23 protein-coding genes and 1 tRNA gene are annotated in these 25,625 nt (G+C 73.2%); 8 read left to right on the forward strand and 16 right to left on the reverse strand.

The features are described 5' to 3' along the window. Nucleotides 1-3 precede the first annotated feature (3 nt). From DEJ23_RS01510 to DEJ23_RS01520, 3 genes are read right to left on the reverse strand one after another with little or no spacing between them, the layout of a single operon-like run. Nucleotides 4-927 (reverse strand): FKBP-type peptidyl-prolyl cis-trans isomerase, encoded by a 924-nt coding sequence (locus DEJ23_RS01510; RefSeq protein ID WP_111238492.1) that lies wholly within the window; start codon nucleotides 925-927, stop codon nucleotides 4-6. Nucleotides 928-967: 40 nt separating this feature from the next. Next, the gene (locus DEJ23_RS01515; protein ID WP_258375204.1) at nucleotides 968-2,053 is read right to left on the reverse strand and encodes a tRNA (adenine-N1)-methyltransferase; all 1,086 of its coding nucleotides are present in this window, start codon (nucleotides 2,051-2,053) and stop codon (nucleotides 968-970) included. Further along, the gene (locus tag DEJ23_RS01520) at nucleotides 2,050-2,760 is read right to left on the reverse strand and encodes an HAD family phosphatase (RefSeq protein ID WP_258375205.1); all 711 of its coding nucleotides are present in this window, start codon (nucleotides 2,758-2,760) and stop codon (nucleotides 2,050-2,052) included. The genes DEJ23_RS01515 and DEJ23_RS01520 overlap by 4 nt, the downstream gene beginning before the upstream one ends. Nucleotides 2,761-2,908: 148 nt before the next feature. On the opposite strand from DEJ23_RS01520, the gene DEJ23_RS01525 reads away from it, so the two are divergent. Beyond that, entirely contained in the window at nucleotides 2,909-3,844 is a 936-nt protein-coding gene (locus DEJ23_RS01525) for a proteasome assembly chaperone family protein (protein WP_111238493.1), read from the forward strand. Between the two features lie 218 nt (nucleotides 3,845-4,062). On the opposite strand, the gene mshC is transcribed toward DEJ23_RS01525, so the two are convergent. From mshC to DEJ23_RS01540, 3 genes are read right to left on the reverse strand one after another with little or no spacing between them, the layout of a single operon-like run. Next, nucleotides 4,063-5,307 (reverse strand): cysteine--1-D-myo-inosityl 2-amino-2-deoxy-alpha-D-glucopyranoside ligase, encoded by a 1,245-nt coding sequence (gene mshC / locus DEJ23_RS01530; protein WP_111238494.1) that lies wholly within the window; start codon nucleotides 5,305-5,307, stop codon nucleotides 4,063-4,065. After that, nucleotides 5,304-6,134, reverse strand: coding sequence for an undecaprenyl-diphosphate phosphatase (locus DEJ23_RS01535; protein ID WP_111238495.1), 831 nt, complete (start codon nucleotides 6,132-6,134; stop codon nucleotides 5,304-5,306). The genes mshC and DEJ23_RS01535 overlap by 4 nt, the downstream gene beginning before the upstream one ends. Before the next feature lie 58 nt (nucleotides 6,135-6,192). Continuing rightward, entirely contained in the window at nucleotides 6,193-7,509 is a 1,317-nt protein-coding gene (locus DEJ23_RS01540) for a M20/M25/M40 family metallo-hydrolase (RefSeq protein WP_111238496.1), read from the reverse strand. Between the two features lie 189 nt (nucleotides 7,510-7,698). On the opposite strand from DEJ23_RS01540, the gene DEJ23_RS01545 reads away from it, so the two are divergent. Then, nucleotides 7,699-7,784: transfer RNA gene (locus tag DEJ23_RS01545), tRNA-Leu, on the forward strand. A gap of 144 nt (nucleotides 7,785-7,928) precedes the next feature. On the opposite strand, the gene DEJ23_RS01550 is transcribed toward DEJ23_RS01545, so the two are convergent. From DEJ23_RS01550 to DEJ23_RS01580, 7 genes are all read right to left on the reverse strand, one after another. Further along, a complete protein-coding gene (locus DEJ23_RS01550; protein ID WP_258375206.1) occupies nucleotides 7,929-8,531 on the reverse strand; it encodes a hypothetical protein in 603 nt (200 codons plus the stop codon). An 11-nt stretch (nucleotides 8,532-8,542) separates the two neighbouring features. Then, on the reverse strand, nucleotides 8,543-9,682 hold the full coding sequence (locus DEJ23_RS01555; RefSeq protein WP_111238497.1) for a zinc-dependent alcohol dehydrogenase: 1,140 nt from the start codon (nucleotides 9,680-9,682) through the stop codon (nucleotides 8,543-8,545). A gap of 119 nt (nucleotides 9,683-9,801) precedes the next feature. Beyond that, nucleotides 9,802-11,130 carry an NAD(P)/FAD-dependent oxidoreductase gene (locus DEJ23_RS01560; RefSeq protein WP_111238498.1) on the reverse strand — a complete coding sequence of 443 codons (1,329 nt, stop codon included), beginning with the start codon at nucleotides 11,128-11,130 and terminating at the stop codon, nucleotides 9,802-9,804. A gap of 76 nt (nucleotides 11,131-11,206) precedes the next feature. After that, complete coding sequence (locus DEJ23_RS01565) at nucleotides 11,207-11,416, reverse strand: hypothetical protein (RefSeq protein WP_146240165.1); 210 nt, start codon at nucleotides 11,414-11,416, stop codon at nucleotides 11,207-11,209. 28 nt (nucleotides 11,417-11,444) lie between these two features. Continuing rightward, a complete protein-coding gene (locus DEJ23_RS01570; RefSeq protein WP_111238500.1) occupies nucleotides 11,445-13,391 on the reverse strand; it encodes a DEAD/DEAH box helicase in 1,947 nt (648 codons plus the stop codon). Between the two features lie 17 nt (nucleotides 13,392-13,408). Beyond that, complete coding sequence (gene dinB / locus DEJ23_RS01575; RefSeq protein WP_111238501.1) at nucleotides 13,409-14,659, reverse strand: DNA polymerase IV; 1,251 nt, start codon at nucleotides 14,657-14,659, stop codon at nucleotides 13,409-13,411. Between the two features lie 40 nt (nucleotides 14,660-14,699). Further along, nucleotides 14,700-15,857 carry an acyl-CoA dehydrogenase family protein gene (locus DEJ23_RS01580; protein ID WP_111238502.1) on the reverse strand — a complete coding sequence of 386 codons (1,158 nt, stop codon included), beginning with the start codon at nucleotides 15,855-15,857 and terminating at the stop codon, nucleotides 14,700-14,702. Between the two features lie 23 nt (nucleotides 15,858-15,880). Here DEJ23_RS01580 and DEJ23_RS01585 point away from each other — a divergent pair, with 23 nt between their 5' ends. Next, complete coding sequence (locus tag DEJ23_RS01585) at nucleotides 15,881-16,675, forward strand: SGNH/GDSL hydrolase family protein (RefSeq protein ID WP_111238503.1); 795 nt, start codon at nucleotides 15,881-15,883, stop codon at nucleotides 16,673-16,675. Between the two features lie 44 nt (nucleotides 16,676-16,719). Here DEJ23_RS01585 and DEJ23_RS01590 read toward each other — a convergent pair whose 3' ends face one another. Both DEJ23_RS01590 and DEJ23_RS01595 read right to left on the reverse strand, forming a co-directional pair. After that, the gene (locus DEJ23_RS01590) at nucleotides 16,720-18,087 is read right to left on the reverse strand and encodes a serine hydrolase (protein WP_111238504.1); all 1,368 of its coding nucleotides are present in this window, start codon (nucleotides 18,085-18,087) and stop codon (nucleotides 16,720-16,722) included. Nucleotides 18,088-18,097: 10 nt separating this feature from the next. Next, on the reverse strand, nucleotides 18,098-19,345 hold the full coding sequence (locus DEJ23_RS01595; protein WP_146240166.1) for a D-alanyl-D-alanine carboxypeptidase family protein: 1,248 nt from the start codon (nucleotides 19,343-19,345) through the stop codon (nucleotides 18,098-18,100). 156 nt (nucleotides 19,346-19,501) lie between these two features. Between DEJ23_RS01595 and DEJ23_RS01600 the strand changes: the two genes are divergently transcribed. Next, nucleotides 19,502-20,626 (forward strand): acetamidase/formamidase family protein, encoded by a 1,125-nt coding sequence (locus DEJ23_RS01600; RefSeq protein WP_111238506.1) that lies wholly within the window; start codon nucleotides 19,502-19,504, stop codon nucleotides 20,624-20,626. Beyond that, the gene (locus DEJ23_RS01605; RefSeq protein ID WP_111238507.1) at nucleotides 20,623-22,221 is read left to right on the forward strand and encodes an AtzH-like domain-containing protein; all 1,599 of its coding nucleotides are present in this window, start codon (nucleotides 20,623-20,625) and stop codon (nucleotides 22,219-22,221) included. Before DEJ23_RS01600 ends, DEJ23_RS01605 begins: the two co-directional genes overlap by 4 nt. A 45-nt stretch (nucleotides 22,222-22,266) precedes the next feature. On the opposite strand, the gene DEJ23_RS01610 is transcribed toward DEJ23_RS01605, so the two are convergent. Further along, complete coding sequence (locus DEJ23_RS01610) at nucleotides 22,267-23,097, reverse strand: RNA methyltransferase (RefSeq protein ID WP_111238508.1); 831 nt, start codon at nucleotides 23,095-23,097, stop codon at nucleotides 22,267-22,269. A gap of 74 nt (nucleotides 23,098-23,171) precedes the next feature. Here DEJ23_RS01610 and DEJ23_RS01615 point away from each other — a divergent pair, with 74 nt between their 5' ends. The 3 genes from DEJ23_RS01615 (at nucleotide 23,172) to DEJ23_RS01625 (ending at nucleotide 25,608) form a co-directional block, all read left to right on the forward strand. Then, complete coding sequence (locus tag DEJ23_RS01615) at nucleotides 23,172-24,020, forward strand: Sir2 family NAD-dependent protein deacetylase (RefSeq protein WP_111238729.1); 849 nt, start codon at nucleotides 23,172-23,174, stop codon at nucleotides 24,018-24,020. After that, nucleotides 24,017-24,655 carry a histidine phosphatase family protein gene (locus DEJ23_RS01620; protein WP_111238509.1) on the forward strand — a complete coding sequence of 213 codons (639 nt, stop codon included), beginning with the start codon at nucleotides 24,017-24,019 and terminating at the stop codon, nucleotides 24,653-24,655. The genes DEJ23_RS01615 and DEJ23_RS01620 overlap by 4 nt, the downstream gene beginning before the upstream one ends. 221 nt (nucleotides 24,656-24,876) lie before the next feature. Beyond that, complete coding sequence (locus tag DEJ23_RS01625; protein WP_111238510.1) at nucleotides 24,877-25,608, forward strand: hypothetical protein; 732 nt, start codon at nucleotides 24,877-24,879, stop codon at nucleotides 25,606-25,608. Nucleotides 25,609-25,625: the final 17 nt, after the last annotated feature.

The following is a 25,625-nucleotide window of genomic DNA, read 5'->3' on the forward strand; positions in this document are numbered from 1 at the left end:
GGGTCAGGCGGGCATCTTGCCGAGCACGTCGATCACGTACGCGGTGGTGCCGTCCTGCTGGTGCACGATCGCGAGGACCTGGTCGCCCACACGGTGCCCGACGACGGCGTTCCGGACGCCGTCGATGACCTGGCCCTTCGCCAGCGGGATCGCCTGGGCGCCCGAGCCGTCGGTCCAGCTCGAGCCGATGACCGACGATTCGCCGTTGCTGCCCGCCCACGACACGGCCGTGTACTTGATGACCGCGGAGTCCTCCGCGGTGAGCTCCGCGCCCGAGCCCTTGCGGAGCAGGTGCAGGGCGTCGTCCTCCGGCGCGCTCCACGACGGGATCGTGATGCCCGGGGCGCCGGAGGGGGCCAGGACCACGGCGGGCATGCCGTCGCCGGCGAGCTGCGGGGTGCCGGTCGCGCGGGCGTCGAACGCCTGCTTGACGTCCATGACCGCGATGACGGCGTCCTCGGCCTTGCTGGACGACCCAGGAACGGTGGCCGCACCGCTCAGCTCGCTCTTCGGCAGCGCGACCGCGAGCCGGTCTCCGACGTGCGCGCACTCGAGCGCGCTGCCGAGCGCGCCGTAGTTCGCGGCACCGGCGGTGATCGGTGCGGTCTGGCCCGAGTAGCCGCTGGTCTGGGCGACCTTGCCGGTCGCGCCGTCCACCAGGGTGTACTCGACGAGGGTAGGCGTACCCTCCTCGATCTGTCGGCCGTCGCCGGAGCGCAGGACCGAGACCTGGGTGCCCGACGTGGTCAGTCCGGACGGCACCGACACCTTCGGCTCCTCGCCGAACGCACCCGTCGCCGTCACCGCCGCCGACGCGGCACCGGGCGCGGGGCACGCCGACGGTGCGGAACCGGCTCCGCTCGCGGCGCAGCCCGTGAGGGAGGCGGCGAGGCCGATGGTGACCAGGAGTGCGGGGATGGTGCGCACGGACCCTCTTTCCGTTCGGTGCTGGACGGGCATGCGTAGCCTAGCGGTCGCCGTCGGCCTGGTCGGGTGCCGCCTCGGCCGCGGCGACCTTGCGGGCCTGCGCGGCCGCCTGGCGTGCGACCTTGCGGAGCTTCTTGTCGCTGGCCGAACGCTCCCCCACGGCGCCGGGCGTCCAGGCCTCGATGTCCTCGTCCGAGAACTCGACCTTGCCCGCGCGGCGCTTGAGGTTCGGCAGCACGACCCCGTCGGCCAGGCGCCGGGCCGTGACCAGGAAGCCGGTGTGCCCGACCATGCGGTGGTCAGGGCGCACGGCGAGGCCCTCGACGTGCCAGGTCCGGACGAGCGTCTCGCTCGACTGCGGGTCGGTGAAGCGACCGGTGTCGCGGAGCGCCTCGGCGGTGCGGGACAGCTGTGTGACCGTCGCGACGTAGCAGACGATGAGCCCGCCGGGCACGAGCGCGTCGGCGGCCGCGTCGACGCACTCCCACGGCGCGAGCATGTCGAGGACCACGCGGTCGACGCTCTGCGGCTCGGCGGCGCCGGGGAGCTCCTCGACGAGGTCGCCGACGGTCACCGACCAGTTGTCGGGGACGGCGCCGAGGAACGTGCCGACGTTGCCGCGGGCGATCGCGGCGAACTCCTCGCGGCGCTCGAACGACTGCAGCTGGCCGGTCGGGCCGATCGCCCGGAGCAGGAAGAGCGAGAGGGCGCCGGAGCCCACGCCGGCCTCGACCACGCGCGCACCGGGGAAGACGTCGGCGAACGCGACGATCTGGGCCGCGTCCTTCGGGTAGACGATCGCCGCACCGCGCGGCATCGACATCACGTAGTCGTTGAGGAGCGGTCGCAGCGCCAGGTACTCGTCGCCGGTGCTCGCCCGGATGACGGAGCCGTCCGGCTGCCCGATGACGTCGTCGTGCCGGAGCACGCCGCGGTGGGTGTGGTACTCGCCGGCGGTCTCGAGCGACAGCGTCGTGAGCTTGCCCTTCGGCCCGGTGAGCTGGACGCGGTCCCCGGCGCGGAACGGACCGCGCGGCGGGGTGTGCGGCGCGCCGCCCGCGGTGTGCGGCAGCGCGACCTCGTCGGGCTGCTGGGTCTGGTCGGGCTGCTGGGGCTGCTCGGTCATCGGCTCGCCGTCTCGGTACGGGCCGCGAGGGCCGGGGTGGTCAGTTCGACGAGTCGGTCGACGTCCACGTCGGCGAGCGTCGTCAGGTGCACGTCGCCGCCGGCGATCTCGGACAGCGGCACGATGTGCTCGACCGCGACGGTGACCGCACCCGATGCGACGGCGGAGGCGACACCGGTGGCCGAGTCCTCGATGGCGACGCACGCCGTCGGGTCGACCCCGAGCTGCGCGGCGGCCGCCAGGTACGCGTCCGGGTACGGCTTCGGACGGTCGACGTCGTCGCCGGCGACGACCACGCGGAAGCCGCGGGCGCCGAGGGCGTCGGCCGTGACGAGCGCCATCTTGCGGCGGGACATCGTCACCAGGGCCGTCGGCACACCGCGGTCGTGGAGCTCCTCGACGAGCTCGCGGGCGCCCGGACGCCACGGCAGCTCACCGGCCTGCAGGCGCTCCATCACGTAGTCGGTCATCCACTGGACGATCTCCTCGACCTCCATGTCGACGCCCTTGTCGCGGAGGATCTCCCCCGACCGCTCGAGACCGCTGCCGACCAGGGCGAGACCGTCCTCGTGCGTCCACTCGGCGCCGTGGCGGCTGGTCAGCTCGACCTGGGACTGCTGCCAGATCGGCTCGGTGTCGATGATCGTGCCGTCCATGTCCCACAGCACGGCTGCGGGGAGGACGCGTTCGGGGTGCTGGGCGGTCACGGGCGACGAGTCTACCGGGGCGCGCGTTCCGCTCCGGGCGGACGGAGGGGTGCCGACGCCACGCCGAGGCCTATCCTGGGTGATCGACCGTGTCCGGCCGCGCGCGCTCCGTCGCGCGCGCCCCGCTCCACCACCAGGAGGCCCCTCCGTGCCACAGCACTCCCCCTTCAGCGACGGCCGACTGCTCGTCGTCGCGTTCGAGGGCTGGAACGACGCCGGTGAGGCGGCCAGCGGCCTCGCCCGCCGCATCGTCGACGCGCTGGAGCTCGACGAGCTGCGCGAGATCGACGGCGAGCGGTACGTCGACTACCAGTTCAACCGGCCGAACGTCGGCACCGCTGAGGACGGCTCGCGCGGCATCCAGTGGCCTCGCATCGTGCTCTACGGCCCGGGCGCGGGCGGCCGTCCGGTGGTCGGAGCGACCGGCTCCGAGTCCGACCGCGACGTGTTCGTGCTCGTCGGGCCCGAGCCGTCGCGGACCTGGCGCGGGTTCTGCGCCGAGGTCATCGACCTGGCGGACGTCCACTCGATCGACGCGGTGGTCTTCGTCGGCGCGATGCTCGCCGACGTCCCGCACACCCGTCCGATCTCGGTGTTCGTGTCGAGCGAGGACGCCGGTGTCCGCGCCGCGTTCGACGTCGACCGCTCGTCGTACGAGGGGCCCACCGGCATCCTCGGCGTGCTGTCCGACGCGATGGACACCGCCGGCCTCACCACGCTGTCGCTCTGGGCGTCGGTCCCGCACTACGTGCACAACTCGCCCTCGCCGAAGGCCACCCTCTCGCTGCTCGACAAGATCGAGGAGCTCGCCGACGTCACGGTCCCCCGCGGCAGTCTGCTCGACGAGGCCACCGAGTGGGAGGAGGGCATCGACGCCCTCGCCGCGGACGACGAGGACATGGCGAGCTACATCGGACAGCTCGAGCAGGCGCGCGACACCGTCGACTCGCCCGAGGCCTCCGGTGACGCCATCGCCCAGGAGTTCGAGCAGTACCTCCGTCGGCGTGAGCGCAAGGACGGCAAGGACGGCGGCACCGCCGGCGGCGAGGGCCCGTGGCGGCCCCCGCAGCCCCCGCAGCAGTAGACGTCACCACCGCATCGGACGGGAGGCGCGGTGCCGGCTGGCACCGCGCCTCCCGTCCGATGCGCGGTCCGGCCGAGCGGTGTCCCCGTTCCGGTCGCACGACCCGCCGCTCAGGTCCCGCCCCGCCGGCGGGTCCTGCGACCGGAAGGACCGCGGGCGGCGTGTCGTGCGACGGGGAACGACCGCGGCCGGGCGCCGGCGGCGAGCACCGCCGAGGGTCAGGCCAGGCGGATGCCGAGCAGCGCGTCGACCAGGTCGACGAGCTCCGGTGTGGCCCGCGTGCCCGCGGCGATCGCCGTGTCGACGGCGGCCACCGCGCCCGGCGTGTCGAGGTCGTCGGCGACGCGGGCACGGATGCGGGTGATCGCATCAGCCGCGTCCCCCGCCTGCCCGCCACGAGCACCCGTGGCCCAGGCGTCCCAGGTCGCCAGGCGGGTCGTCGCGCTGGACAGCTCGCCGTCGAACCACTCCCAGTCGTCCGAGTACTTGTGCGACAGCAGCGCGAGCCGGACCGCCCGCGGGTCGGCGCCGTCGTCGAGCAGCCCCCGCACGGTGACGAGGTTGCCGAGCGACTTCGAGATCTTCGACCCCTGGTAGGCGATCATCCCGGTGTGCACGAACGCGTTCGCGAGCGGCTGGTGTGCGAGCGCCGCGGCGTGCCCGGCGCTCATCTCGTGGTGCGGGAAGACGAGGTCGCTGCCGCCGCCCTGCACGCTGATCGGCAGACCGAGGCGGTCGCCGGCGATGACGCTGCACTCGATGTGCCAACCCGGACGTCCGGGGCCCACGGCCGTGTCCCAGCTCGGTTCCCCCGCCCGTGCGGCGCGCCAGAGCAGCGGATCGAGCGGGTCGCGCTTGCCTGCCCGGTCGGGGTCGCCCCCGCGTTCGGCCGACAGGGCGGTCATCGTCTCGCGGTCGAGCCGGCTCTCGTCGCCGAGCGCCCACGCCTCGGTGGGTCGGTTCACGTCGAAGTAGACGTCGTCGCCCTCGGAGTCGTCGGTCGGCACGTCGTAGGCGTACCCGGTCTCCTGCAGGTACGCGACCGCCTCGGCGATCCGCTCGACCTCGTCCGTCACCGCCACGAAGTCGTCCGGCGGCAGGACGCGGAGCGCCTCCATGTCGCGGCGGAACAGGTCGATCTGCGACGCGGCGAGTTCCCGCCAGTCCATACCGTCGCGGTCGGCACGCTCGAGCAGCGGGTCGTCGACGTCGGTGGTGTTCTGCGCGTACTCGACCTCGAGGCCGGCGTCCCGCCAGGCGCGGCCGAGCGTGTCGAACGCCAGGTACGTCGCCGCGTGGCCGAGGTGCGTGGCGTCGTACGGGGTGATGCCGCAGACGTACAGCGCGGCGCGCTCCTCACCGCGCGTCGGGTCCACCGGCTTCCCGGCGGCGGTGTCGTGCACCACGGGACGGGGCGCGTCGCCCGGGACGGACGGGACGGACGGGGCCTCCCAGGCCCTCACGGCTGGACCACACCGAGCGACAGCAACACGATGAGCACGATACCGAGTGCGATCCGGTAGACCACGAAGGGCATGAAGCTGCGCTTCGAGATGTAGTTCATGAACCCGGCGATGACGACGAAGCCGACGACGAACGCGACCACGGTGGCGATGATCGTGTCGAGCAGACCGAAGGGCGCCCCGGTGTCGCCGAGGCTCGTCGCGGCCTCGTAGAAGCCGGACAGGAACACCGCCGGCACGGCGAGCAGGAACGCGAAGCGAGCAGCAGCCGGACGCGTGTAGCCGAGGGCCAGGCCCATCGACACCGTCGCGCCGGAACGCGAGACGCCGGGCACCAGCGCGAGCGTCTGGGCCACGCCGATGAGCAGGCCGCTCCGGAAGGTCATCTGCTCGATTGGCCGCACCTTCCGGCCCACGACGTCGAGCACGCCGAGGACGACGCCGAAGACGATGAGGACGATCGCGACGATCCACAGGGAGCGGAAGGTGGTCTCGATCGATTCCTTGAGCAGCAGCCCCGCTACCCCGATCGGGATCGTGCCGAGGATCACCAGCCACCCGAGCCGGACGTCCGGGTCGCCCTTCGGGACGTCACGCCGGAACACGGAGCGGAACCACCGTCCGATGATCCGCGTGATGTCCTTCCAGAAGTAGATGAGCACGGCGGTCTCGGTACCGAGCTGCGTGACGGCGGTGAACGCGGCTCCCGGGTCCTTCGCGTCGGGCAGGAACAGCCCGACGATGCGCAGGTGCGCGCTGGAGGACACGGGCAGGAACTCGGTGAGTCCCTGCACGAAGCCGAGGAAGATCGCCTCGAGGATGTGCATCGAACGGGGCCTTTCGTGCCGGTCGCGGGTCGCCTCCGTCGGGCGACCCGGCAATGTATCAGTACGTGGCGAGCAGGTCCCCGAGGACGCGCCGTCCGAACGCCAGCGCGTCGAGCGGCACCCGTTCGTCGACGCCGTGGAACATCGCGGGGAAGTCCACGTCCGCCGGCAGCCGGAGCGGCACGAAGCCGTACCCGGCGATCCCGAGCCGCGACATGGCCTTGTTGTCGGTGCCGCCGGAGAGCAGGTACGGCAGGACCGGTGCCCCCGGGTCGTGGCGCTCGAGGGTCTCGCGGACGGCGTCGACGAGCGGCCCGCCGAAGTCCTGCTCGAGGCCGACGTCCCGGTGGGTCATGACGACCTCGACGTCGTCGCCGGCGAGCTCCCGGACCCGCTCGAGCACGGCGTCCTCGTCGCCCGGCAGGCAGCGGAGGTCGACGAGCGCCTCGGCGGTGTCCGGGATCACGTTGTGCTTGTACCCGGCCCGGAGGACCGTCGGGTTCGTCGTCGTGTGCAGCGCAGCGTGGATGAAGCGTGAGGCGGAGCCGGTGGCGAGGGCGACCTCGTCCGGTCCGGTCGCCACCGGGTCGACGCCCAGCAGTCGGGCGATCTCGCGGACCATCGCCTCGGTCGTGCCGGAGAGCCGCACCGGCCACTCCTCTGCGCCGATCCGCGCCACGGCCGCGGCCACCTTCGTCACCGCGTTGTCGCGCATCACGTGCGAGCCGTGCGCCGCCGTGCCCCGGGCCACGAGCCTGATCCACATGAGGGCCTTCTCGCCCGTCTGGAGCAGGTAGGCCCGCTGCCCGCCGAGGGTCACCGAGTAGCCACCGACCTCGCTGATCGCCTCGGTCGCACCGGCGAAGACCTCCGGGCGGGTGTCGACGACGTGGTGCGCGCCGAGCACACCCCCTGCCTCCTCGTCCGCGAAGAAGGCGACGACGAGGTCCCGTTCCGGGGCGCCCTGCCGGTCGACGACGTCGGCGAGGGCGGTCAGCATCATCGCGTCCATGTTCTTCATGTCCACGGCACCGCGGCCCCAGAGCATCCCGTCGCGGACGACGCCGCCGAACGGGTCCACCGTCCAGTTCGCCGGGTCGGCGGGGACGACGTCGAGGTGCCCGTGCACGACCAACGCTGGCTTGTCCGGGTTCCGCCCGGGTACCCGTGCGACGACGCTCACCCGGTCCGGTTCGGACTCGAAGAGCTCCGGCTCGAGGCCCAGGCCGCGCAGCTTCGCGTCGACGTAGTGCGCGGCCTCGGTCTCACCGGCCGACTTCCCCTCGCCCCAGTTCGTCGTGTCGATGCGGATGAGGTCCCGCGCGATGGCGGCGGTGGCCTCGAGGTCCGGCTCGGTCGCCTGGGCGTCGCTCATGCCGCCAACGCTACCGGGCGCACGCTCCCCACCCTCGACCGTTCCCGCCGATCCCCGTCGTTCCGCGGGACTCGCCCGGGATGCGCAGCCGTGTTCATCGTGCGTTCAGAGCCGTGCTAGTGTCTTCTCTCGGCAGGAACGCCGGGGAAACACCCCGGAGCGAGAGCCGGACAAGTCAACACACACCCTGTCCGGGTGGCGGAATTGGTAGACGCGCTAGCTTGAGGTGCTAGTGCCCGTATTAGGGCGTGGGGGTTCAAGTCCCCCCTCGGACACAGCAGAGATGCCCCCTGGCCTTCGAGCCAGGGGGCATCTGTCGTTCCGTCTCCGCTCTCGCGCTGCGCGACGGGAGGCGCGGGGCGGTGTGCACCGTGCCTCCCGTTGCGTGACCTGGCCGGTCGGGCCGGGTGGCGGTCGCGTCAGGACCTGCGCAGGCGGCGCACCACCACGACGACGGCGCCGAGCGCCGCGAGCCAGCCCCAGTTCGCCACCAGCGGGTCGAGCAGGCCGTGCCGCCAGTCCCGCCGCGAGGAACCCGTACGCGATGCGATCGGGCGGTTCCGGAGTTCGGCGCGGACGCCGGTCTCGTGCACCACCCGGTCCGGGCGGCCGCGGAACGCATCGGACACCCGGTGCGTCGCGACGTCGAGGCGGTCACCGACGACGAGGAGCATCCAGTGCGCCAGCCGGCCCTCGCTGAACCGGCGGTAGGCGTACCGCTTCACGACACCGGCCAGCCCGGACAGCGGCTGCGCCGTCCCGAACACCGGCGTGACGTGGGCGTGCTCGATGGAGCGCTCGCGACCCTCGGCACCGGGCTGCTGCTCAGGGAGGTCCCAGTGCGCTCCCGAGGCGAGCCCGACCTCGCGGGAGAGCTTCGGGACGGACGGACGGTCGGCGACGTCGAGGTCGCTCCCCCACCCGGGGATGCGCTCCCGGAGCTCCGCGGAGGACGGCACCCGGCGGGGCGGGTCGGCGATGTAGGGCGTGTTGTCCGGTGCGGCTGGGGTGTTGTTCGACACGGGTGTCTCCTTCACGGCACGATCACGGTCTTGATGCAGTCGTCGAGCTTCGCCGAGAACAGGTGGTACGCCTCGTCGATGTGCTCCAACGGGATCCGGTGGGTGATGATCTCGCTCGGCTTCAGGTGGCCCGCCTGGATGTGCTCCAGCAGCCGCGGCCACTGACGCTTCACCGGCGCCTGGTTCATGTGGATCGTGACGCCCTTGTTCATCGCGTCGCCGAACTTCACCGCGTTCGGGATCGGCCCGTACGCTCCCATCGCCGACACGGTGCCGCCCTTGCGGACCCCGTCGATCGCCCAGTTCAGCGCCGTCGGCGACCCGCCCTGCAGCTTGAGCTTCGCGCTCGTCAGCTGCTGCGTGAAGTTGCCGTCGGCCTCGGCCCCGACCGCGTCGATCACGCTGTCCGCGCCGAGGAAGTCGGTCTGCTTCTTCATCTCGAGGACGACGTCGTCGACCTCGGCGAAGTTGATCGTCTCGGCGTGCGCGAACGTCCGCGCCTTCTCGAGCCGGTACTCGAGCTGGTCGACGACGATCACCCGCCCGGCGCCCATGAACCAGGCCGACTTCGCCGCGTACAGGCCCACCGGCCCGGCGCCGAGCACCACCACGGTGTCGCCCTCACGGATCGAGGCGAGCTGCGCCCCGAAGTACCCCGTACCGAGCGCGTCGGTCATCATCAGGGCGTCGTCTGGGTCGAGCCACTCCGGGATCACCTGCGGGCCGACGTCGGCGAAGGGCACGCGGACGCGCTCGGCCTGGCCACCGTCGTACCCGCCGGTGGTGTGCGAGTAGCCGAAGATGCCGCCGACCGCGGTCGCGTTCGGGTTCACGTTGTGGCAGTTCGTGAACAACCCCCTGGCGCAGAACCAGCAGCTGCCGCAGGAGATGTGGAAGGGCACCATCACCCGGTCCCCCACCGCCAGGCTCCGCACCGACGGGCCGACCTGCTCGACGACGCCGATGAACTCGTGCCCGAAGGTGTGGCCGACGCGGGTGTCCGGCATCATGCCGTGGTACAGGTGCAGGTCGGATCCGCAGATCGCCGCCCGTTCCACCCGGACGACCGCGTCGTTCGGGTGTTCGATCCGCGGGTCCGGCTTCTCCTCGACGCGGACCCGGTACGGCCCGCGGTAGGTCATGGCGCGCATGGGCGCTCCTCTCGCTCGTGCGCGACACGATCGTCCCCTGGCGGTGGGTGCCGTCACACAAAGGACGGGAGGCGCGGTGCCGGCCGGCACCGCGCCTCCCATCCTGCGGGTGGTCCTGTCTAGGACTTGGACGCCTCCACGAAGTTGCGTCGCGGATCGGTCTCCTTGATGAGGGACGTCGCGTCGCGGCCGGACACCGCACCGGTGATCCAGCCGATGACGATCCGGACCTTCCGGTTCAGGGTCGGCATCGCGTACACGTGGTACGAGCGGTGGGCGAGCCAGGCGAGCAGGTTCGTCATCTTGACGCCCTTGATGTTGCCCGCGCCCTTGCCGACGCCGTACGAGGCGACCGTGCCGATCGACGGGTGGCGGTACTCCTCGAGCGGCTTGCCCGTGATCGTGGCGACCACGTTGTCGGCGGCGACGACGGCCTGACGGACGGCGTTCTGCGCGTTCGGCGGGTAGTACGCCGGCTGCTTCTCGGCGGTCAGGTCGGGGACCTGGGCGACGTCGCCGAGGCCCCAGACACCCGGGACGACCTCGTGGGTGTCCTCGGCCTCGACCTGCAGCTTCGCGTTCGCGGCGAGGTGGCCCTTCGGGCCGCGCGGCAGGTCGGTCGCGTCGAGCAGCGGGTTCGGCTTGACGCCCGCGGTCCAGACGATCAGTCCGGCGGCGAACTCGTCGCCGTCGGACAGCTTGACGACACCGCCCTCGCAGCTCGGCATCGTGGTCTTCAGGCGCACGTCGATCCCGCGGGCACGGAGCGACTCGAGGGTCCACTTCGACAGCTCCGGACCGACCTCGGGCGCGACGCGGTCGAGCGCGTCGATGAGGACCCAGCGGGGCTGCTCGCCGGCCAGCGACGGGTAGGTCGCGATGGCGGCCTGCGAGACGTCGAAGAGTTCGCCGATCGCCTCGACGCCGGTGTAGCCCCCGCCGATGAAGATGCTGGTGAGCAGCCGGCGACGCTCGTCCTCGTCGCGCGTCGCGGCGGCCTTCGCGATGTTGTCGAGCAGCTTCGCGCGGACGTACGCGGCTTCCTCGACGGTCTTGAAGCCGACGCCGTGCTCCTCGAGGCCCGGGGTCGGGAACGTGCGGGTCACCGAACCGAGTGCGACGACGAGCTGGTCGTAGCCGAGCGTGCGGTCGTCACCGCCGGCCGTGGCGATGGACACGGTCTTGTCCTTCGACGAGATGCCGGTCACCTTGCCCTGGATGACGCGCGTCTTCTTGAGCGCACGGCGCAGCTCGAAGGTCACGTCCTTCGGGGCGATGTGCCCGCCGGCGACCTCGGGCAGGAACGGCAGGTACGTGTAGTACGTGTTCTGGTCCACCAGCGTGATCCGCATCGGCACGGTGGCGGCGTGCTTCTGCAGCTGCTTGACGGTCGTGTAGCCAGCGGAGCCGCCGCCGAGGACGAGGACGTGAGGGATGGAGTCTGCCATGCACCCGGTCTACCGGAAGAACCCCTGTGACGTCACCAAGCCGCGCCGCGCGGTCCGCCGACCGCGGCCGGATCCCTCACCGACAGCGCGGACGGTCCTGCAGGCGCCACCAGGCGGTCTCGGCGAGTTCGAGGCCGGTGTAGACGCCGTGCGGGGTGCGCCGCGACTCGGTGAGCGAGAACCGGCGCAGCCGGTAGCCCCCGCCGAAGCGGTCGATGATCGCCTCGGGCGAGGACTCGGGTGCGCGCTTGACGAGCCACGTGCGGTCGTCGACGGGCTCGATCACGGACACGTCCGGTCGGCCGTGGGCACGGTCACCGGCGGCCACCGATGCGTGACCGCAGCACGTCGATGCGCTTCTGGATCTGCTCGACGCTGGCCTGCGCCACGGCTGGGCCGCCGCTGATCCGTCGGAGCTCGGCGTGGATCGCACCGTGGGGCTCGTTCGAGTGGCGCGACCAGATCGACACGAGCCGGGCGAGCTCCGTCCGCTGCTCCTTGAGCGTCTGGTACATCGGACGGGCCTCGTCCTGCTGGGCCCTCGGCATCCCGTCCTTGGCGGTGCGCCCCCTGGACCGCTTGGCCTGGGACGCCTGGCGGGCTCGCAGCAGGTCCCGCACCTGGTCCGGTTCGAGGAGGCCCGGGATGCCGATGAAGTCGAGTTCCTCGAGCGAGCCGACCTCGCCCCCGGTGCCGAACTCGCCGCCGTCGTAGAGCACGCGGTCGAACGACGCCTGCGAGTCGAGTGCCTCGAACGGCTGCACCTCGAGCAGGCTCTCGGACGCCCGGTCCTCCTTGTTGGCCTCGGCGACCATGGCGTCCTCGGGGTTGTACATCCCGTCGTCGGCGTCCTTCGGCCGGTCGAGGGCGTGGTCCCGCTCGAGCTCGAGCGTCGCCGCCAGGGCCATCAGGTTCGGCACGCTCGGCAGGAACACGCTGGCCGTCTCGCCGCGGCGCCGGGCGCGCACGAAGCGACCGATCACCTGGGCGAAGAACAGCGGCGTGCTCGCGCTCGTGGCGTACACGCCGACGCAGAGCCGCGGCACGTCGACGCCCTCGGACACCATGCGGACGGCGACCATCCAACGCGAGGTGTCGTCGGAGAACGCCTGGATGCGGCTGGACGCCGCCGCTTCGTCGGAGAGCACCACCGTCGGCCGCTCGCCCGTGATCTGCTGGAGGATCCTGGCGTAGGCGCGGGCGGTCGTCGTGTCGGTGGCGATCACCAGGCCGCCGGCGTCCGGCACCCCGCGGCGGACCTCGGTCAGGCGCTTGTCCGCCGCCGAGAGCACCGCGGGCATCCACTCGCCCTCCGGGGAGAGCGCGGTCCGCCACGCCTGCGCGGTGATGTCCTTCGTGACCTGCTCCCCGAGGGACGCCGACATCTCGTCGCCCATCCGGGTCTTCCAGCGCATTTGCCCGGCGTACGCCATGAAGAGCACCGGGCGGACGACACCGTCCTTGAGCGCTCGGCCGTAGCCGTAGTTGTAGTCGGAGATCGAGGTGCGGATGCCCTGCTCGTCCGGCGCGTACTGCACGAACGGGATCGGCGCCGTGTCGGAGCGGAAGGGGGTACCGGACAGGGAGAGCCGGCGGGTGGCCTTCGTGAACGCCTCGCGGATGCCGTCGCCCCAGGTGAGCGCGTCGCCGCCGTGGTGGACCTCGTCGAGGATGACGAGGGTCTTGCCGCCCGCGGTGATCCGCTGGTGCACCTCGGGGTTCATGCCGACCTGGGCGTACGTGATGGCGACGCCCTGGTAGTGCCGGCCGAACATGCCGTCGCCGTTCTTGAACATCGGGTCGATCCGGATGCCCACGCGGTCCGCCGAGTCCGCCCACTGTCGCTTGAGGTGCTCGGTCGGCGCGACCACGACGATCCGGTCGACGGTGCCTCGTGCGAGGAGCTCGGTCGCGAGCCGGAGCGCGAACGTCGTCTTGCCCGCGCCGGGGGTCGCGGCCGCGAGGAAGTCGCGCGGCTCGGTCTCGAAGTACTTCGTCAGCGCCTCGACCTGCCAGGCACGCAGCTTCGACGCGGTGCCCCACGCGGCCCGCTCGGGGAACGCCGGGGAGAGGTGCTCGGCTGCAGCGTTGCCCGCGTTCTCCGCCTGGGCGACGGCTTCCTCGTGGGGTCGTGCGGTGCCGTCGGCGACCGGTCCGGAACCGGCGCCGGACTGCTGACCGAAGGACGCCGGGACGCTCTCGGGGGTGTCGCCCCACAGCGTCGCGGGCTGCTGCTGGTCGTCGTACTCCGCTGCGCTCACTCCGCCCGATTGTACCGTCACGCCGGGTCCTGCCGGGCGTGCGGCGGACGCTGCTCGGGCGCGCCGCGGACGAGCGAGGCCGGTCGCAGCACCCCGGCTCCGAAGCGTGCGGCGACCGCGTCGACGGTCGTCTCGGTCTCGCGCCACGGCGCGTCGTCGTCCCACAGGGCGTTGCTCGCCGCGGCGGGGACGAGGTTCTCCCCGCGCACGCCGATGAGGCGGATGCGGTTGCCGGGTCGGTGCAGCACGTCGTAGAGCTCGACCGCCTCGTGGTGCAGCCGCTTGGCGACGTCGGTCGGTTCGGCGAGCGTACGGGACCGGGTGAGGGTGGTGAAGTCGGTGTACCGGACCTTGAGCGCCACGGTGCGGGCCTGCACGTCGGCGCGCCGGAGCCGGACGGCGACCTTGTCGGCCAGTCGGAGGAGCTCGCGGGCGACGTCGTCGCGCTCGGTCAGGTCACGGCCGAAGGTGACCTCGTGCCCGATCGACTTCTCGCTCACCGCGGTGTCGACCACCCGGGGGTCGCGCCCCCACGACAGGTCGTGCAACCGCTGTCCGCCGGCCGGGCCCAGCGCGGCGACCAGGGACGGCAACGGCGTGTTCGCGAGGTCGCCGACGGTGCGGATGCCGCGTCGTTCGAGCTTCTCCTGCGTCGTGCCGCCGACGCCCCAGAGCGCGGAGACCGGCTGGGGGTGCAGGAAGGCCACGGTGTGCTCGGCCGGCACCACGAGCAGGCCGTCCGGCTTCGCCCGGCTCGATGCGAGCTTCGCGACGAACTTCGTGGATGCGGCACCGACCGAGCAGCGCAGACCGGTCTCGCGGTGCACGGCGGCCCGGATGGCGGTGCCGATCTCCCACGGGGTCCCGTAGAGGCGGAGCGCACCGCCGACGTCGAGGAACGCCTCGTCGATGCCGAGCTTCTCGACGCGCGGGGTGAACTGTCCGAAGACACGCATCACCGCCGCGGACTTCGCCGCGTACTTCTCGAAGTGTGGCTCGACGATGATCGCGTTCGGACAGCGCCGCTTGGCGACGGCCATCGGCATCGCGGAGTTGACGCCGTACTGCCGGGCCTCGTACGTGGCGGCGGTGACGACGGAACGGTCCGAGTCGTGACCGACGATGACGGGGAGCCCGCGCAGGTCGGGACGGTCGAGCAGCTCGACGGAGGCGAAGAAGGCGTCCATGTCGACGTGCAGCACGGTCGCCGTCACGTCGTCGACCGGCCGGTCGGAGACGAGCCGGTTGCGTCCGTCCTGCTTGCTCACGCGCCGATGGTGCCACACCCCACCGACACCGCCGGACGGGTCAGGCGAGCGGGCCGAGCTCCGCCGCGGCGATCGTCCGCGCCGCCGAGTCCCGCGTCGACGGGTGGTACTGCCCTGCGCGGACGTCGCGGGCGAGTCGCGCGAGTTCGGACGACGCCCGGTAAGCCGAGCCGCCGACGAGCCGGAGCGCCTCGTCCACCACGTGCTGCGCGGTGTCGGCCGTGCGCGCCTTCGTACCGACGAGCAGCGGGAACCAGCGGGCGCCGAGGTCGTCCTGCTCGTCCACGGAACGGGCGAGCGACGACACCTGGAGCGCCACCGCGTCGACCGCTCCGCGGGCGTCCGCGACGGCGCGGCGCACGTCGGGGTCCTGCGATCGCGGGGTGCCGTCACGCCCGTGCCGCCCCGTCACGGCCGCGACGGCCAGGTCGACCGCCCGCGAGGCGATGCCGACGTACACGGACGCCACGAGCAGCTCGAACGCCGCGAAGACGCCGAAGACGAGCGGGTCCTGGGTCGGACCGACCGGCAGGACGCGCACGATGCGCTCCGCGGGCACGTGCACGCCGCGCAGCAGCGTCGTCCGGCTCTGCGTCGCGCGCATCCCGAGGGTGTCCCAGTCGTCGAGGTGGTCGACGTCGCCGTCGGAGCGCAGCACGAAGCCGTGCACGAGTCGCGGCTCCGGCCCGCTGGTGTCCTTCCCGAACACGCTCAGCACGTCCCACGCCGGCGCGAGCGAGGTCGACACCTTCGTGCCGGTGAAGCGGTAGCCACCGTCGCCGTCCGGCTCCGCCGTGGTCGACGAGTCGAACAGCACGGCGTCGTTGCCCGGCTCGCTCACGCCGAAGGCGAGCAGGCGGTCGTCCGCCGCGTGGTCGGTGACGGACTGGAGGAACGACCCGCCCCGGGCACCGACGACGCGCGCCGCCTGCACCCACACCTGGTGCATACCGAGTCCGAGCGCCGTCGCCGGTGCGGCCTGCGCGAGTCGGCGCTGCAGGACGCTGGTGGCGGCGAGCCCGAGCCCGGCGCCGCCCTGCTCGACGGGCACACCCATCCGTAGCCACCCCGCCGCGCGCAGCTCGTCGAGGTCCTCGGCGCAGAACGCGTTCTCGGCGTCGTAGCGCGGCGCCCGCTCGGCGATCCGTGCGAGCAGGTCGTCCGGCAGCGTCCACCCCGACGTGTTGGCCATCGTCATGGCACGAGACTACGGTCGGACGGGTGTCAGATCGTCATCCGTGGTCCAGGTACGTCGCGATCGGCGACTCGTTCACCGAGGGGATCGGGGACCCCGACCCGACCGTCCCCGGCGGCAACCGCGGGTGGGCCGACCGGGTCGCTGAGGTCCTCGCGCACCGGACCGACGACTTCGCCTACGCGAACCTCGCGGTCCGCGGTCGGCTGCTCGGGCAGATCGTCGACGAGCAGGTCGACCCGGCCCTGGCGCTGGGCCCGGACCTGGTCACGGTGTCCGCGGGCGGCAACGACATCATCCGCCCGGGATCCGATCCCGACGAGCTCGCCGAGCGGTTCGACCGCATGGTCGAGCGGCTCCGGGCCGACGGGGCCACCGTGGTCCTCTTCACCGGCCCCGACGTCGGCATGACCCCCGTGCTCGGCATGGTGCGCGGCAAGACGGCGATCTACAACGAGAACCTGCACGCGATCGCGCTGAAGCACGGCGCCCTCGTGGCCGACATGTGGGCGCTCCGCGTGCTCCGCGACCCTCGGATGTGGGCACCGGACCGCCTCCACCACTCCCCGACCGGGCACGCCACCGTCGCCGCCGCCGTGCTCGACACCCTCGGCGTCGACCACGGGCTCGAACCCTTCACGCCCGAACCGCTCGAGGCCCGTCCGTGGCGCGAGGCCCGGGTCGAGGACCTCGGCTGGGCGCGCGAGTACCTGGTGCCGTGGGTCGTGCGGCGCATCCGCCACACGTCCTCCGGCGACGGTGTCAGCGCGAAGCGCCCGGACCTGCAGCCGGTCGTCGAGCGCCGCTCCGACACCCCGTAGCCCCGACCGCCCGGCCGCCGCTGCGACGGCCTGGTCCGGCCGGCTCAGTCCGCGGGGCGGCGGAGCGTCAGCGGGCCGTCGTGCAGGGGCTGCGTGACCCACGCGGCGGTCGCGGTGCCCGTCGCCGGGTCGAGCTCGAGCCGCGCGGCGTGCGGTGTCTCGACGAAGCGGACCACGAGGTGCACCGAACCCTCGGGGTCCGTCGCGCCGCTCGCGGCGAGTGGCCCCTCTGCCGCCCACTCCCCCTCGCCGACCGGCACCGACAGGAGTCCGCCGTCGACGTCCACCGTCACGCGCCATCCGTCGTCGTCACGCTCCAGCCGGAGGCCCTCGAGGACACCGTCGGACGAGTAGGACCCGCCGGCCTCGTCGATGAGGCGACCACCCGCCACCGGGGGCAGCCCGAGTGCGGCGAGCCGCGCCTCCAGGACGGCGTCCGCGGACTCCCGACCCTCGGCGTCGAGCGCGGGGAGCAGGTGCTGCCACACGGCGTCGAGGACCGCCTGCATGTCGACGCTCTGCCCCGTCAGGGCGAGCACGACGTCCTGCTCGGGCAGGACGACGCAGAACTGCCCGTAGGCCCCGTCGCCACGGAAACCGTGGCGCGCCATCCAGAACTGGAAGCCGTAGCCCTGGCTCCAGTCCGGGTTCGCCTCCTGCGGGTTCTCGACCTGCGTGCTCGTCGCGGCGTCCACCCAGTCCTCGTCGAGGATCCGTTCGCCGTCCCAGACGCCCCGCTGCAGGTACAGCTGCCCGAGTGCGGCGACCGCCGAGGTCGGGGCGTGGCACCCGCTGAAACCGAGCTCGGCCCCGGTGTCGTCGCGCGTCCACCCCAGGTCGTCGATGCCGAGGGGGTCGAGCAACCGCGGGCGGAGCCAGTCGACGAGCGAACCACCGCTGACCCGGCGGACGATCGCGGCGAGCGTGTACGTGCACGGCTGGTTGTAGGCGAAGACGGTGCCGGGCTCCTCGTCCGGCGGGGTGAGCAGGAACCCGCGCACGGTGTCCGTCGGGTCGGCCGCCCGTGCGCGCTCGAGGGTCTCCTCGCGGTGCCCGGAGGCCATCGCGAGGAGGTGTCGCACCCGGATGCGACGGCTGCGCTCGTCGGTGACGTCGCCGTCGAGCTCCGGGAAGTACGACAGGGCCGTCGCGTCCAGGTCGACGAGGCCCGCACGGACCGCGATGCCGACGGCGGCCGCGGTGAAGCTCTTGCTGAGCGAGTAGAGCAGGTGCACCCGGTCGCGGGCGTAGGGCGCCCACCACCCCTCCGCGGCGGTCCGGCCGTGGCGGAGCAGCACGATGCTGTGCGGCTCGACGTTCGGCGTCGACTCGAGGGCGTCGAGGAACGCGGTGATCCCCCGCGCGTCGATGCCGAGGGCGGACGGAGTGCTGCGCGGGAACGTCGTCGTCACCCTGGCGAGCCTACGCGGCGTCCACCTCGACGCCCTGGAACGGGTTCGTCCACCGCCACCAGACGCCCGGGTCCTCGATGGAGTGTCCGAGGACCAGCGGGACCGTCACCGGATCGTGGTCCTCGACCGAGAAGCGGACGGAGCCGACGCGCTCGCCGCGGTCACCGAAGGTGATCCGATCGAGTCGGGTCTTCGCCGTGACCTCGGTCTCGCCCCAGACCAGGACCTCGGACGCCTCCGCGGCGACGGCATCCGCCTCGTCGCGCCACGGGGTCGAGAAGGTGCCGAACGTCTGACCGGCGTGGGCCAGGGTGATCACCTGGAAGTTGTCGGCCACCGACCGCAGCAACCGCCGGACGTCGACGTCGAGGGACGGGTGGTCGACCCCGCCGAGCATCACCCCGACGACGGTGACCTGCCGGCCGCCCCGCTCGTACGTGGCGGCGAAGAGCAGGCAGGCGCCGGCCTCGTCCAGGGTGCCGGTCTTGATGCCCTCGATCCCGTCGAGCCCGAGGAGCTTGTTCGAGTTCTCGATGGCGCCGGCGCCGGGGACGGTGACCCGCTCGGTGCCGACGATCTCCTGCACGACCGGATCGGCGAGCGCGAGCTGCCCGAGCCGCACGAGGTCGGTCGCGGTCGACCGGTTGTCGGGGTCGAGCCCGGTCGGTTCGTGGATCGTCGTGTCGTCGAGCCCGTGCTCGTCCAGCCAGGCGGACGCCGCCCGCTCGTAGCCCTGCATCGACCCGAAGGCCCAGAGCGCCAGGGCGCCCGCGTAGTTGTTCGCGGACTCCATGAGCATGACCTGCATGGTCTGGTGCTCGGACAATCGAAGACCCTCGGGCATCGGCGCGACTTCGCCGTTCTGCGCCAGGTACTGCGCGTAGAGCGCTCGCATCTCGGCGTCGAACCGGATCCTCGGACCGGACTCGCCGCGGTCGAGCGGCTTCGCGTCGAGCACGACGAGGGCCGTCACGACCTTGGTGATGCTGGCGATCGAGCGCGCCTGGTCGTCCCCGCTCGTGCGCAGGCTCTCCGGGAAGCCGGTGGCCTGCACGGCCGTCGCGCCGTAGTCGGGGAAGCGCAGCTCCGGCACGGTCGAGGTCGGCGCCGCGTACGTGGTCGTGGTGGCGCTCGCCGGGGCGAACGGGACGACGGCGGCGGCGACGAGGTACCCGACGGCGAGCACGAGCACACCGACGACGCCGATCGTGACCGGCCTCCGGACTGCGGAGCGGGGGCTGCGGACGACACGTGGCACGGCACCCGAGCGTACCGGCCGGTGCCGACGGACCACCGGGAGGCGGTGCGGCCCGGCGCGGGACCCTGCTGCTCGGCGCCGCTGCCGTGTGACGAACACGTAAAACATCGCGCTCCGGGCCGTGGCGGGCGGCCACCGCCCCCTAGCGTGCTGGACATGCACCACGGAACCGTCCCGGACACCGCAGCGCCCCCGACCGTCCCGACGACCGTGCTCCAGCCGGGCACCGGCCCCGTCCGTTCGTCGCGGTACCTGCCCGCCGAGGCCGACCAGGTGCTCTGGGGACGGCTCCCGAGCGGCGGCGACCGACCCGTCGTCACCCTGGCGCCCGGCGAGGACCTGACGATCGACACCGTCAGCCACGAGGGGCTCCTGCCCGACCAGGGGAGCGACCCCGTGGCGTTCTTCGGCCGGCACGGCGTCCCGCCCGAGCACGTCCTCGCCGACGCCGTCGCCGTCGCCCGGGCCGGACGTCGCCACCGGGAGCACGACGGGCCGCACGTCGTCACCGGGCCGATCGGCGTGGAGGGCGCCGAGCCCGGGGACGTGCTCACGATGACCGTCCTCGAGACGCTCCCCCGTGTGCCGTACGGCGTCGTGTCGAACCGCCACGGCCGCGGTGCCCTGCACGGCGAGTACCCGGTCGACGGCAGGACCGTGAGCGTCTTCGCCGACGTGGTGTCCGACGACGACGGCCCCCGCGGGCGGATCCCGCTCACCGAGGGCGGTGACCGGTACGTGCGGTTCCCGCTCGCGCCGTTCCTCGGCATCATGGGCGTGGCGACACCCGGCGGACGGCTCCACTCCGTGCCGCCGGGACGGCACGGCGGGAACCTCGACGTCAACCTGCTGCAGGCCGGGGCGCAGCTCCACCTGCCGGTGCTCGTGCCCGGCGCGCTCGCCTACGTCGGGGACCCGCACTTCGCCCAGGGCGACGGCGAGGTCGCGCTCACCGCGATGGAGGCGTCCCTCCGCGCGACGGTCCGCTTCGACCTGACCCCGGCCGCCGAGGCAGCGCAGCGCTTCGGCGAGCTCGCCTGGCCGCTCGTCGAGACGCACGAGTACCTCGTGCCGACCGGTCTGGACCCGGACCTCGACGAGGCCGTGCGTGCCTGCGTCCGACACGCCATCGCGATCCTCGGCGCGCGCTACGGCATGGAGCCGCACCTGGCGTACGCCTACCTCAGCGCGGCCACCGACTTCGACGTGTCCCAGGTCGTCGACCTGGTGACCGGCGCGCACGCCCGCATCCGCAAGGCCGACTTCGCGGACGTCCGGTGAGTGCCGGGACCCCGGGTGAGCACCCGGGCACGGACGCGTTGCGCCCCGCGCCGGACGGCCTGCTCGCCGCGCTCGACGCGTACGAGCGAGCCCTCGCCACCGACGACCTGGCCGCCCTCGACGACGCCTTCGTCCGCTCCCCCGGCACGCTGCGCGGCGACGACCGCGGCCTGCTGGTCGGCCACGACGCGATCAGCGCGTTCCGCGGTGCCCGGGGCGGGGTGGCCCCGCGCCGGCTGACCCGGGTCGAGGTCCGCACGCTGGCCGACGACCTGGCGCTGGTCGTCTCCGTCTCGACCTTCGACGCCGGCGGGTCCGGTCTGCAGACGCAGCTCTGGCGGCGCGAGGTCGGTGTCTGGCGCATCGAGGCCGCCCACGTCACCGGTCGCCCACGCCCGCTCGACACCACCGTCTGGCGCGTGGTCGGCGATCCACTCGTCCCACCGACGGGCAGTGGCCCGCTCGACGGCACGACGGTCGCCGTGAAGGACCTCTACGCCGTCGCCGGGCACCGGGTCGGAGCCGGCAACCCGACCTTCCTGCGGGAGTCGCAGCCCGCGGACGCGTCGGCCGCGGCCGTCAGGGCGCTCCTCGCCGCGGGCGCGTCGGTCCGTGGCATCGCGCGGACCGACGAGTTCGCCTACGCCCTGACCGGCCGCAACGAGCACCACGGCACGCCACCGAACGGCGTGGTCCCGTCGGCACTGCCGGGAGGCTCGTCCAGCGGGTCCGCATCGGCCGTCCGGACCGGCGGGGCGGACGTGGGCCTCGGGACCGACACCGCGGGATCGCTGCGGATCCCCGCCTCGTACCAGGGCCTCTGGGGACTCCGGACCACCCACGGACTCGTGGACCGCGCCGGGCTGCTCCCGCTCGCACCGTCGTTCGACACGGTCGGGTGGACGACGCGCGACGCCGAGACGTTGCTCCGGGCGCTCGATGCGTCCGTCCCCGACGGTGCCGGTCCCGGCGTCCTCCGCGCGGACGCCGGGACGCCCGTCGTGCTCGCCGAGCTGCTGGAGGCGGCCGATCCGCCGACGCAGGAGGTCTTCCGCGCGGTCGTCCACGACCTGGACGTCGTCACGCTCGCCGACCTCGGGCTCCCGGCGCTCGACGACCTCCGTGAGCTCCTCCGGCTCGTGCAGGGTGCCGAGGCGACCGCCGTGCACGGGGCGTGGATCGCCGCCCACCCGGGAGCGCTCGGCACGGTCGTCGGCGACCGGTTCGCCGCCGCCGCAGCGAACCCGCCTGCCCTGGTCGCGGACGCCTGGGCCCGCTTCGACGGCGTCCGGAGCGCCGTCCGGACGGCGCTGGCGGCGCGGGTGCTCGTCGCCCCGACCGCACCGGGACCGGCACCGGCCCTGGCCGCCGACACGGCCGAGCTCGAGCGCGTCCGCACCGCGACCACCGCCATGACCGCGCTGGCGAGCGTGGGCGGCGTGCCGTCCCTCAGCGTGCCGGCCCTGACGGTCGACGGCGCGCCCGTCGGGCTGTGCCTGACCGGCGGGGCCGGGACGGACCGCGCCCTGGTGACCGTCGCCGAGCGGTGGATGCCCGACGGGGTGGGGGTGGGCCTCCCGGCCGGTGCGGCATGAGCCGGCCCGGTGCGGGACGGGCGTCGCGACCCGATGCCGCGGGCGTCAGCGCGGTGCGGACCCGGCGGCGTGCTGTGCGCGCGTGACGGCCCAGAGCCCCACGGCGCTCGCCGCGGCGACGTTGAGCGAGTCCACGCCGTGCGACATCGGGATGCGCACGGTCGTGTCGGCGGAGGCGATCGCGGCGTCGGTCAGGCCCTGCCCCTCGGTGCCCATCACCAGTGCGACCTTCCCGGGGACGTCGGCGACGAACGCGTCGAGGTCCACCGACCGGTCCGTGAGCGCCATCGCCGCGAGGTGGAAGCCCTGCGCGCGGAGCTCCTCGCCCGCGGCCGGCCACTCCCCGATGCGGGTCCACGGCACCTGCAGCACGGTGCCCATGCTCACCCGGACGCTCCGCCGGTAGAGCGGGTCGGCGCACCGCGGACTGACGAGCACCGCGTCCGCGCCGAGCCCGGCGACGCTGCGGAACACCGCGCCGACGTTGGTGTGGTCGACGACGTCCTCGAGCACGACCACGACCTTCGCGTCACGCACCACCTCGGCGACCGTGGGCAGCACGGGGCGGTGCATCGCGGCGAGGGCGCCCCGGTGCATCTTGAAGCCGGTCAGCTGCTCGAGCAACGCGTCCGGGCCGACGAACACCGGTCCGTCGTGCTCGGCGACGAGCGGCAGGACGCTGTCGAGCCACTTCTCCTGCACGATGACGCTGCGCGGGACGTGTCCGGCCCGGACCGCCCGCTCGATGACGGTGTTCGACTCGGCGATGTACAGACCGCCCTCGGGCTCGGTCACCCGGCGGAGCGCCACGTCGGTGAGCCGTGCGAAGTCGTCGAGGCGGGGGTCGTCGAGGGCGTCGATGCGGACGGGGTGCACGGGGCTCGTTTCGTGGGAAGGCGGCTGGGCGTTCGGCTGTTGAGGGTACCGTGGACGACGTGCTGACCGACCCGATGCAGGACGAGCTCGACCGCGTCGTCGAGCTCCTGGCGGGCAAGCGCATCGCCGTGCTCTCCGGCGCCGGCCTGAGCACCGACTCCGGCATCCCCGACTACCGCGGCGAGGGCCGCGTCGTGCGGAAGCCCATGACCTTCCAGGAGTTCCGCTCCGACCCCGCGAAGCGGCAGCGGTACTGGGCGGGCTCGCACCTCGGCTGGCGGACCTTCGCCGCGGCCCGACCGAACGCCGGGCACCGTGCGCTCGCCGAGCTCGAGCGTGCCGGCGTGCTCAGCGGGGTCGTCACCCAGAACGTCGACGGCCTGCACCTGCGCGCCGGGTCCCGGCGGGTGGTGGAGATCCACGGCTCGATGGACCGCGCCGTGTGCCTGACGTGCGGCCAGGTGTTCTCCCGCGCCGACCTCGCCGCCGTGCTCGACCGCGAGAACCCGTGGATCGACGAACCCGGCACCGTGCAGCTGCAGCCGGACGGCGATGTCGAGATCAGCGACGTCGAGCGCTTCCGCGTGCCGGACTGCTCGGTCTGCGGGGGCGTCCTGAAGCCCGACGTGGTGTTCTTCGGCGAGTTCGTGCCGGCGGAGAAGTTCCGCGAGGCGGTGTCGATCGTGGCCGACGCCGACGCACTGCTCGTCGTGGGCTCCTCGCTGACCGTGAACTCCGGCGTCCGGCTGGTCGACCACGCCACCAGGCGCAAGCACCCCGTCGTGATCGTCAACCGCGGTGCGACGCGGAGCGATCGTCGCGCGGTCGCGAAGCTCGACGCCGGCACCACCGAGACGCTCGAGGCCCTGGCAGCGCGGCTCCTGCCGACCACGACCGAGCCGTCTGCGATGATCGACGGGTGACGACGCTCCTCACTCTGGTCCGGCACGGCGAGACCGACTGGAACGCGCAGCGCCGCATCCAGGGCTCGACCGACATCCCCCTCAACGACACCGGCCGCTCGCAGGCTGCCGCCACGGCCCTGCTGCTCGGGCGCCGGCGGTTCGACGCGGTCGTCGCCTCGCCGCTGGCCCGCGCCTTCGAGACCGGGGCGATCATCGCCCGGCACCTCGGGCTGGCCGAGCCGGACACCTACGCCGGCCTGGCCGAGCGTTCGTACGGCGAGGCCGAGGGCCTGACCGACACCGAGGTCGCACGGCGCTACCCACACGACGACGTGCCCGGCCGGGAGTCGCGCGCGGCGCTGCTCGCGCGCGCGACCGAGACCCTCGCCGAGATCGCCGTGCGGTACGACGCCGGGTCGGTCGTCGTCGCCACCCACGGCGCGGTCATCAGGAGTGTCGTGAACGCCGCCGCTCCCGGTACGGCCGACCGGTACACGACGCCGATCCGGAACGGGTCCGTCCACTCCTTCCGCTGGGACCAGGAGCGCTTCCGTGCGGAGCTCGTGCGGTTCGACGATCCGCTGGACGAGGTCTCGGAGCAGACGGGCGACGAGTCGTTCGCCGAGCAGAACCCACTCGAGCGCCGGGGCTGAGGGCCGAGCGCGCGACCCGACGTCTTCTGCTCCATCGACGCGCGCACGAACGCGAGCGCGAACGCGAACGCGAGCACGACGTCCGACCGAACCCGGCGAGAACGAGACCCGACCGTGACCCGGGCTGCCGGACACCCCCGCGCCGACGCCGACTAGGCTCCGGTCCACGGACGGCCCGAACGCGGGTCGGCGGCACTCGCATCCGCGCGCGAGGAGGGGCCATGACGATCCAGGGACCGGACGACGGACCGGACCGCACCCCGGTGCGCGACGACCTCGACCGCGCCTTCGGCCCCGACACGGCCTCGGTCACGACACCGTCGACTGGGCAGCGGGTCCGTCGTGGGACCGTCATCACGCTGTCGTTCGCGGCCGTCGGCGTCGTCATCGCCGTGGTGTTGTCGACGATCGTGGGGAGCATCCAGACCGGGGTGGGCTCGGTCTTCCCCCAACCCCAGGCAGCCCTGGACCGCTTCCGGACCGCCGCGGGTGACGTGCCCGGTGTCCGGGCGGTGCATGACGAGGAGACGACGCGGAGCTCACTGGCGGCGTACGAGGTCGCGGCCGTGGTGGACGCGTCGCCCGACCTCTCCCACGGTCAGCAGGTCGACGCGGTCCGGGCGCTGAGCGCGGCAGCGGGGGACGCGGACGGGAACGGCGTCGTCGTCGTGGCCGAGGTGCGCTTCGGGCCCCTGGTCGTCGGCGTCACGAGCGACGCCGACGCGACGACGAAGCGGCTCGACGTGGCCCGGGCGGTCGCGGCCATCGGGGGCGTGGTCGGCGTCCGGTGCGACTGGGGCGAGGGTGTCCCCTCCGACGAACCGGACGCGCAACGGGTCGAGTTCACCACGGTCGGGACGGGCGTCGCACTCGCGGCGATCACGGCGGTGGCCGAGCGGGAGACGCACGCGGTCTTCCCCGGGGCCGAGCTCAGCTCCCGCAAGCCGTCCTGACGGGGAACAGCGCCCCG

The sequence above is a fragment of the Curtobacterium sp. MCSS17_008 genome, from assembly GCF_003234185.1.
GTDB lineage: Bacteria > Actinomycetota > Actinomycetes > Actinomycetales > Microbacteriaceae > Curtobacterium.

Coding starts and splice junctions, on each gene's coding strand:
- DEJ23_RS01625 (WP_111238510.1), top strand. CDS start 24,877: ATGACGATCCAGGGACCGGACGACGGACCGGACCGCACCCCGGTGCGC.
- DEJ23_RS01555 (WP_111238497.1), bottom strand. CDS start 9,682: ATGCGCGCCATGACCTACCGCGGGCCGTACCGGGTCCGCGTCGAGGAG.
- DEJ23_RS01540 (WP_111238496.1), bottom strand. CDS start 7,509: ATGAGCGACGCCCAGGCGACCGAGCCGGACCTCGAGGCCACCGCCGCC.
- DEJ23_RS01560 (WP_111238498.1), bottom strand. CDS start 11,130: ATGGCAGACTCCATCCCTCACGTCCTCGTCCTCGGCGGCGGCTCCGCT.
- DEJ23_RS01600 (WP_111238506.1), top strand. CDS start 19,502: ATGCACCACGGAACCGTCCCGGACACCGCAGCGCCCCCGACCGTCCCG.
- DEJ23_RS01615 (WP_111238729.1), top strand. CDS start 23,172: ATGCAGGACGAGCTCGACCGCGTCGTCGAGCTCCTGGCGGGCAAGCGC.
- DEJ23_RS01515 (WP_258375204.1), bottom strand. CDS start 2,053: ATGACCGAGCAGCCCCAGCAGCCCGACCAGACCCAGCAGCCCGACGAG.
- DEJ23_RS01580 (WP_111238502.1), bottom strand. CDS start 15,857: ATGACGATGGCCAACACGTCGGGGTGGACGCTGCCGGACGACCTGCTC.
- DEJ23_RS01535 (WP_111238495.1), bottom strand. CDS start 6,134: ATGCACATCCTCGAGGCGATCTTCCTCGGCTTCGTGCAGGGACTCACC.